Annotated in this window: 3 protein-coding genes; all 3 read left to right on the plus strand. The window is 66.2% G+C overall.

Features of this window, described 5'->3' with window-relative positions:
- Nucleotides 1-379, plus strand: a 379-nt coding sequence (locus VD972_RS03620) for a hypothetical protein (RefSeq protein WP_324980773.1), incomplete at its 5' end; no start/stop codon positions are given.
- A gap of 1,294 nt (nucleotides 380-1,673) precedes the next feature.
- Nucleotides 1,674-1,913, plus strand: coding sequence for a hypothetical protein (locus tag VD972_RS03625; protein ID WP_324980775.1), 240 nt, complete (start codon nucleotides 1,674-1,676; stop codon nucleotides 1,911-1,913).
- 17 nt (nucleotides 1,914-1,930) lie between these two features.
- The gene (locus tag VD972_RS03630; RefSeq protein ID WP_324980778.1) at nucleotides 1,931-2,659 is read left to right on the plus strand and encodes a hypothetical protein; all 729 of its coding nucleotides are present in this window, start codon (nucleotides 1,931-1,933) and stop codon (nucleotides 2,657-2,659) included.
- Nucleotides 2,660-2,693 lie beyond the last annotated feature (34 nt).

Genomic DNA, 2,693 nt, shown 5'->3' on the forward strand with positions numbered 1-2,693 from the left:
CATGCATGTGCGCGACTGTTCGGCGAGCGAGATCCGCATCCCTTTCGCGGTAGGTGAGGACCGCTCCCGTACCTGGGTGGTGACCCGCACCGCTACCGGCCTTCGGCTGAAGCATGACCACCGGCACGAGGACGGCAGTGAGGACACGCGCTCACAATATGGTGGTGACACGCGAGCGGCCGGCACCGAGAGCCGGCAGGAGTTCCCAGCCGACGACTTCTCCAAGGCGCTCTTCCAGAAGGAAGGAATCCCCGCCTCGGTCGACAATGTCTGGGCGTTGGAGCTGCAGCCGGAGCAGCTGTTCGCTTACGAGCTTCGGAGGCCGAGCCGCTTCTTCCGCGTGGAGTTCGACCTGAGCAGGCCGGCTGGGCCGCAGTAGGGCACACCTGCACCCTACAGCCGCGGACGGATCATCTTCGTGTCACTCGCGTTCGCGGGAGCGAAAGGCAAGCGCGCATCCTGCCCACTCAGCCCGGTCTCGGACCACTGGGCGCGTGCAAGACAGGCAACATGAAGATCAGTTCCTACGGCGCTCAGGCTCCGAAGGCCTGCGTGAGGCGCGCAAAGGCTGCGGGCAGTCCGGTGGAGCGGAAGGAGGCCACGAAGTCGTACGGCAGCTTCTTGATGAAGCCCCTCTCGCCGCCCCTCATGCGACAGCAGCCAGGGCAGTCGAGCCCACGGGATGTCCCGCTTCGGTAGGCGGGACCGCCGCCATCTACCTCTCACATCCTTCAGCATTCCGCGCCGCTCCTGCATCGTTGGGCACGCTCCTCGAACAGGACGGTCCTGATGGTCCTCGTGACATGTTGTCATCCCAGGGTGCGAGGGATTCCTGGGATGAGTGGGCTTGCGCTCCTGTTGTTGCTCACGGCCTGCGCGGCGCAGCCCTCCTTGGGGAGGCCTCAGTGGTATGGGCAGCATGGCCCTGTCACTGCTCAGGACTTCACTGCTACTGCGAGCGCCGGGCAGCAGCCCGTCGAGGTCGACTTCGAGGCCCCCACCACGCAGCAAGCGGAGGAACTCCGTCAGCGCGGCGTCCAGTTACCCCGGAGCTCCCAGGGCCCCGCTGACCCACGAGCACATCGGGATTTCGTCGATCTGCGTGTGACGGCCGTGGGCTTTGGCATCACCGCGGGCGGGTATCTCCTCTCCTGCGAGGGGTTGCCTCTGCCCGTATTCGTCCCGGAGTCTCACGTCGATCTGAGGCTCACGAGCGCTCAGCCACTGAATGCATTCATCTACCCGGACCGGGATACGGCTCTGGCGGACCTGGAAGCCAGTGCCTCCGGAGGCATGCACGGGAGGTATGGGGGACCAAGGTCCTGCAGGGAATCTTCTCGCGCGTGGTGCGGGCGGACTCGGAGCCAGCTCTGCGTCCTCTCACCCAGCAGAAGGGGCGCGGGGGCGGAGTTCTGGCGCCGCAACAGCCGGTGCCGCGAGCCGCTGCACCCACTCCACAACCCGCTCCAGCGCCAGCACCGCCCGCTCCGACGCCGGGTTCACTCGCTCCATCACCGGGACTGGTCCAAGCGCTCGCTGGCAAAAACCCGACGCCGCCGGTGCACCCTGGCCCGCGCTTGCCTCAGGACGCCGCCGTCAGCCCGAAGGCGCCCAGGCAACTGCCACCGGACCGGCCTATTGGCTCCAGTTCCACTCAGAACGTGCAGGTCCAAGTGGACGTCCAATACCTGGAGAGGATAGGTGCCACGAACATCCGAGTGAACCAGCAGCAGCTCAAGTTGGGCGGCCGCCCGCGCGTAGGAATCAATCGACCCGACCTGCAGTTCGACTATAACGGCCGCCGCTACTACGTGGAGTACGACACACCTGCGTCGGGCCGTGGCCCCGGCCACCAGTCGCGCCTCACCTCCAACGATCCGGACGCGGAGAGCATCCTTCTGATCATCCCCTGACGGACGAGGCTCGCCTGATGACCGAGAACATGAAGGGACTGCTCCTGGACGATCGCTGGGCGCCCGTCACTTCGGAGCTGGGGTTTCTGGAGACCTCTGCGGAGCACGCCGCCCGCTCCTTCGCGTCATGGCAGGGAGAGCTGATGGCCCCCCGTGGCATCGCCGTGGAAGTGCACCCGTTCGCGGGCACTCTGGAGCAGGCCCTCTCCACCCTGCTGCCGCTGAACAATGCGGAGAGGCGGCGGCACCTCTTCATGCCGACACGCAGTGCGTGGACGGCGTACATCGACAACGGGTGGACTGGGACGGATGCCGCGAGCGCCATGGGCTACATGGCCCGGACTCTGGGCTGCCGGGGCCTGCGTGTTGTCGCGGTGCCTCACTCTCTGCGGAAGGACCAAGGCCGCTATGGTGCCGTGATGCTGGAGGTGTACGGCCCGCACCAGACGCACTGGCTCAACTACCTCCGCACTATTTATGCAGCGAACGATGGCGGCCGCTGGGTCTTTGGCCAATCCGGCGAACCCTTCCCCTTCGAGAAGTTGGAGCAGTACCAGGCGCGCCGGGTGCGGGACCGCTTCACCTTCGACATGCTCAAGGACTACCTGCGCCACCTGGGGCTGTCGCCCTTCGAGCAGGATTTCTACCTGCCGCAGGGTGCTTCCGCGTGGCTCGTGAGGAAGACAGGTCCGGTCGCCCCCGCCCAGCAGGATTACACTCTGGCTCAGGCCCGCGAACTCTTGTGACGACGCGGCGCGCTCGTCCCGAGTCAAGCACCTG

The organism is Hyalangium sp., from assembly GCF_035629615.1.
Lineage (GTDB): Bacteria > Myxococcota > Myxococcia > Myxococcales > Myxococcaceae > Hyalangium.